The organism is Desulfobacula sp., assembly GCF_021107415.1.
In genome coordinates this window covers 1-5,649 of record NZ_JAIOSW010000007.1, presented here as the reverse complement: position 1 = coordinate 5,649, position 5,649 = coordinate 1, and the positions used below count along the sequence as shown (strand labels likewise).

The following is a 5,649-nucleotide window of genomic DNA, read 5'->3' as shown; positions in this document are numbered from 1 at the left end:
GGAAAATATTGACATCAAGCTCCTGGGCAATTCTCCAGGATCTTCCTGCATCCGGATAGGTTGGAACCCCTTCAAAAATTACAGTAGATGCACACAGGGCAAGCGGGCCGTAAACAATGAAGGAATGGCCTGTGATCCATCCGATGTCTGCCATACACCAGTAAACGTCTTCAGGATGAATGTCCTGAATATATTTTGACATGGCAGCGGTATAGGCAAGGTATCCGCCTGTGCCGTGCTGGCAGCCTTTGGGTTTACCCGTTGTGCCGCTGGTATACATTAAAAATAAAGGATCTTCACTCAACATCTGTTCGGGTTCAATCCGGGCACCATAATAGTCTTTTAATTTTTCATTTACAAAAATGTCTCTTCCATCAACCATTGGGGTATCGGAAGAATATTTGCCCGGATATCTCTGCCATACAAGAACTGTATCTACTGTCTGTCCCTGTTCTGCTGCAATTTTAACGGCTTCATCAGCATTGAATTTATGATTAAGAAGTTTGCCTGCCCTGTAATAAGCGTCTGACACGATTAAAACCCTGGACTGGGAATCAACGATTCTGTCGGCACTTGCACTGGGAGAGAATCCGCCAAAAACTACCGAATGGATGACACCGAGCCTTGCGCAGGCCAGCATAGTGATGGGGAGCTCTGCCGACATTGGCATATGGATGGTAACCCTGTCCCCTCTTTTGAGCTTTGCCGTATCCCGTAACAATGCTGCAAATTCATTTACTCTTACATAAAGCTCCTGGTAGGTGATATGATCAACCCTTTCTCCTTCAAGCTCGGGAACAAAATGGATGGCGGTTTTGTTTTTATTATCTTTCAGATGCCGGTCAATACAATTATAGCTGGCATTGAGCTTTCCGCCTTTAAACCATTTGTAACACGGAGCATCACTGGTATCCAGAACTTCATCCCAATACTTGTACCATGTCAGCAATTCGGCATATTCAGTGTAATAATCCGGAAAGTTATCCAGGCTGAATCGATCAAAAACCGCTGGATCTGAAAGATTGGCCTGTCCGATAAATTTTGAGGAAGGGTAGTAATAGTCTTCCTCTTTCCAGTGAACAGCAATTTGGGCTTCTGTGGTTTCCACAACTTCTTTTTCGCTCATGGATCATCTCCTTATGGTTTGGTACTGGTTTAATCGATAACTTGCTATAATTACAAGAAAAACTATTAATTAGGGCACCACCTCCCTTTTTACAAAATAAAAATGGTAATAAAAAAATGAATATATATTACAACTTAATTTTTCTACTAAAAGCAGTCTGTATTTACCGCTTCAGGCCGAGTACAGGCAACGTATCAAATGAGATGCAAATCGTAGTCATTTACTGAATCCGATTTATGTTATAAATAAAGAATTATTAAGAACGAAAGCGTAAGTCAACAAAAAAATTATTTTTTTTCAATAAAAAAACAATAAAAAAACAATAAAATTTTACAATACCTGGATTGCTTGGTAATAAAAAGATGCTAAGGTATCAAAATCCTTGAGGATAAAGGGTTTTAAACATTGTTTGATCTCCTCAAACAAGATATTTTAAGTAATAAATTTACTTGTATTTAAAAAATAATAAAAAAGATTTGGTGTTTTCCCAGGCATGGAATCAGCAAGTTCAATGGAATATATGATCGTTCCATTATTTCGTACAGCGTTAATGATAAATTTTTATTGCATGATAAATCAAATTTTGTTTATAGTGCTTTTTTGAATTATTGATTTATATTAAGATAAATAAAGAAAGGATATAAAAATGAAAAATCCTATTGAGAATTACTGGAATCTTAAATTGGAATCTGTAAAAGAGAACCTTGAGAATAATAATTTTGAAGTCTTTATAGCTCGGAATGCAAAAGATGCCAAAGAGATTGCCATGAATGAAATTATCCCTAAGCTTGATATTAAAAGTGTTTCCTGGGGCGGTTCAATGTCTTTTGTTGCCACAGGTCTTTTTCATGAACTCAAGGATAACCCGGACATTAAAGTCCTCAATACATTTGACAGAAAACTCTCAAATGAAGAAATGATGGACTTAAGAAGACAGTCTTTAATGGTGGATTTGTTTATTACCGGTACGAATGCGGTCACTGAAGCCGGCCATCTGGTTAATCTTGATATGATGGGAAACCGGGTTGCAGCTATAATGTGGGGTCCAAAAACCGTATTACTAGTCGTTGGGAGAAATAAAATTACAGAAGACCTGGAAGGTGCCATGATCAGGATAAAAAATTATGCTGCCCCTGTAAATACCATGAACCTCGACAAAAACACACCCTGCCGTAAAACCGGTATTTGTCATGATTGCAGCAGTCCTGACAGGATTTGTAATTACTGGACAATTATTGAAAAAAGTTTTATAAAAAACAGGATTAAGATTATTCTTGTTAATGAAGATTTGGGGTTTTAAAATATGCAGAAAATCATGGTTTTCCAGCAGAACGGGTCTGGAAAAAGTAAAATAGACGGTATTAATAAATTTGGCGAAAAACAATTTATCATTGAAACATTTGACATTGATGAAACATTGCCGCTTGTACTTGACGACACATCACAATATTTGCCGGATAAAATTGATGCAGATATTGTACTTGATTATTTAAAACACAGGGACCTTTCAGATGATTTAAGTGTACTGTGTAAAAAACTTGATATCCCGGTGGTTGCTTCAGGAAAAAAGATAACAACCGGAAAAGCCATCTGTCCTCCAATATGCTGTGCTCTTTCCAGGCAGAATTGTCTTGGGGATTATGGCAAGGCTTTTGGTACACCTGAATTTGAGGTGGTTACAAAAAAAGATATTATTACAAAGATCAAGGTCTCAAAGGGTGCGCCATGCGGTGCTACATGGAATGCGGCCCAAAAAATAAAAAACATGCCTATTGAAAAGGCATTAACACGATTCGGGCTTGAGGTTCAGTTTTTTTGTTCGGCAGATCCTGCATCCTGGGATCCGCTTTGGGGAAAAAGCCCGGTTCATCTTGCGGCAGACGTTCATACCGCTGTTTTGAAAGCCGGGTTAAAGAAAAAGAAATAAAGTTTATATAAAAGTAATGAGATATGAGTTTTGAGTAGTATGAAATAAATTGGCGTTTCCGCTCTCACAGCTTGTATTGTTCTCTTAATATCTGGGAAATATTACGGGTCATTTGAAATGCTTTTTGGACTGTTTTTTCTTTGTCCTTGTTCACCAGACAGCAAGTGGCAGGTGACAGCATACTGTTTCTTACGATCTGATCAATATCAATCCCCTTTTTACCCAGAGCCTTCCAGATATTGTTGAGCTTAAAGGCAAGAAAATCAAGATTTTCTTTTTCAAAAGTTTCAAAACCGGTTGGAATAATACCCCAGACCAGGATTCCCCCTTTGTTTAAAAATTTTTTAATTGAGGAAGCACAGGAAGCAAAAATCTGGGCATTTGAATATACATCCAAAGATAAAATATCCATATCAAGGCCCAGCAGAAAATCCCAGTCAGGGTTACCGCAAAGGTGGATACCACGAGGAGAGTCAATCATGGAAAAAAATTCATCCATATCGACTTTTGCTTTTTGTTCACCATAACCGGACATGGCGGAAAAAATAAATTGAAGTCCAGGCTCGTCAATAAACATAAATGCATTGGCGTTTTTATTTTTCAAGCGATTTAACTGGGCATTGATTCTTTTTGCCATGAACTCGAACATGAAGGGACGAATCGTATCATCGAACAGGATGGGCCGATCATCCTGGTCAAGAATATTAAAGCCAAAACTGACCGGGCCCTCAAGCTGTCCTCGAATGGCCGGCCGATCAGACAAATCCAGATCTAAAAAACGATGGTAGACTACAGAATAGGTTTTGCTGACATCAAAGTATTCCGGCTCTTCAAAATGGGTCATGGTTTCTTCAAATTCTTCAATGAATTTATCCAGAGAAAACCGTAAGGTCTTGTGTTCCATATCCAGGATGATACCCGGAAAATGCTCAGCAGCTTGAACATACATGTCTTCATAATAACTATAATTGGGCAATTGGGGCCAAAATGGAACATCAAGACTTAATGCGGCTTCCAAAGCCTGATGAACATCCGTATGAGGCATGACCGCCATGGCCGTGGTTAAAAGATTTCCGGGAATCGGCACATCTCCTCCTTTTTTGAGTTAATATTTGATTTCAAAAGATTCAAAATTCGAAGAGACTTCTGCCTTTTCGGCCAGGACATGTTCAACTTTTGCTGCTGGCGGTCCTTTATGACACCACTCCATCATCTGGGTAACAGCCGGGCCATCTCCCTCAAATACAGCCTCTACAGAGCCGTTGGGAAGGTTTTTAACATATCCCTTGACGTCAAGCCTGTCTGCTGTATTTTTGGTTTCAGCACGGTAAAAGACACCCTGGACTCTGCCACTGACAATAACTTTAATTTGAGTTTTATTCGGCATCGGGATTTCTCCTATAGTTTGTTTTGGTTAATGATGCTTTTCTAACGATATTATCGCCAAATTTTTTAGATATTGAATCTATAGCCGAATCCACGGATTCCCATTGGTCTTTGCGCCTGTTCCGGTCTGGTATCAGCTGCATCTGGACCGGGGTATTTTTATCTTTGAGTGCAGTAACACCCACCCCTACAAGTCTGATTTTCTTTTTTAACAGGATCTTTTTGTACAGGGCAAGTGCTTCATTAAAGATAGCAGAGGAAGAGCAAATAAATGTATCAAGTTTTTTGCTTCTGGTTATTTGTGAAAAATCGGAAAATTTAAGCTTTATAAATACATTTTCACACACTAATTTCTTTTTTCTTAAATCCTTGCCAACAATTTGAGATCTGTCCAATAACACCTGTTTGATAGTTTCAAAATCAAAAATATCTTTAGACAGCGTTGTTTCGCTGGAAATAGATTTCCTTATATAATTAATTTCGACCTTTGATGAATCAATACCATTTGAAAGCTCTATTAGCCTTTGTCCCATTTTGCCAAATTTTTTACTTAATATAGGGAGAGTATATTTGTTTATATCCCCCAGAGTTTTGATCTGTAAGATCTTCATTTGCTTCATTGCATTTTTCCCAACCCCCGGCACTTTCTGGATGGGCAGGGAAAAAATGAAATTTTTTACCTGGGATTTTGTAATAATGGTTATTCCATCGGGTTTATTCATATCTGATGCAATCTTGGAGAGAAATTTAATGGGTGCGATCCCCACCGAGCAGGTTAAAGAAAGCTCAGCATATATATTTTTTTTTATGGCTCGGGCAATATTTTTTGAAGAGCCAAACAGCCTTTCACACCCTTTAATATCAACATATGCCTCATCAATGGAAACCTGTTCCACCAGAGGGGAAAAATGAGAAAGGATTTCCATGATTTTTTTAGAATCGGTCCGGTATTTTTTCATATTACCGGGAACAATAATCAAATGGCCACATTTTTGTTTTGCCTGGAAGACCGGCATGGCTGATCCGATGCCAAATAACCTTGCTTCATAGCTTGCCGTTGATACCACGCTTCTTTTTGAATTTCCTGATACGATGACGGGTTTGTTTTTTAGAGCCGGGTTGTCTCTTTGTTCAACAGCCGCAAAAAATGCGTCCATGTCAATGTGCAAGATCATTTTTTTGCATTTCAAGAATATATTTGTGGATCAGT

Annotated in this window: 6 protein-coding genes; 2 read left to right on the top strand and 4 right to left on the bottom strand. The window is 38.5% G+C overall.

What is annotated here, in order from left to right; all coding sequences use genetic code 11:
* On the bottom strand, positions 1 to 1,126 hold a 1,126-nt coding region (locus K8S13_RS00230; protein ID WP_291459591.1), incomplete at its 3' end, for an AMP-binding protein.
* A 646-nt stretch (positions 1,127 to 1,772) separates the two neighbouring features.
* On the opposite strand from K8S13_RS00230, the gene K8S13_RS00225 reads away from it, so the two are divergent.
* On the top strand, positions 1,773 to 2,426 hold the full coding sequence (locus K8S13_RS00225) for a lactate utilization protein (RefSeq protein ID WP_291459590.1): 654 nt from the start codon (positions 1,773 to 1,775) through the stop codon (positions 2,424 to 2,426).
* A 3-nt stretch (positions 2,427 to 2,429) separates the two neighbouring features.
* Complete coding sequence (gene dfsP, locus K8S13_RS00220) at positions 2,430 to 3,053, top strand: DUF166 family (seleno)protein DfsP (protein ID WP_291459589.1); 624 nt, start codon at positions 2,430 to 2,432, stop codon at positions 3,051 to 3,053.
* Positions 3,054 to 3,117: 64 nt separating this feature from the next.
* Here the strand turns inward: dfsP and K8S13_RS00215 are convergent, their stop codons facing one another.
* From K8S13_RS00215 to dinB, 3 genes are read right to left on the bottom strand one after another with little or no spacing between them, the layout of a single operon-like run.
* Entirely contained in the window at positions 3,118 to 4,140 is a 1,023-nt protein-coding gene (locus K8S13_RS00215) for a hypothetical protein (protein WP_291459588.1), read from the bottom strand.
* Between the two features lie 18 nt (positions 4,141 to 4,158).
* Positions 4,159 to 4,440, bottom strand: coding sequence for an acylphosphatase (locus K8S13_RS00210; RefSeq protein WP_291459587.1), 282 nt, complete (start codon positions 4,438 to 4,440; stop codon positions 4,159 to 4,161).
* Positions 4,430 to 5,596, bottom strand: coding sequence for a DNA polymerase IV (gene dinB, locus K8S13_RS00205; protein WP_291459586.1), 1,167 nt, complete (start codon positions 5,594 to 5,596; stop codon positions 4,430 to 4,432). Before dinB ends, K8S13_RS00210 begins: the two co-directional genes overlap by 11 nt.
* Positions 5,597 to 5,649 lie beyond the last annotated feature (53 nt).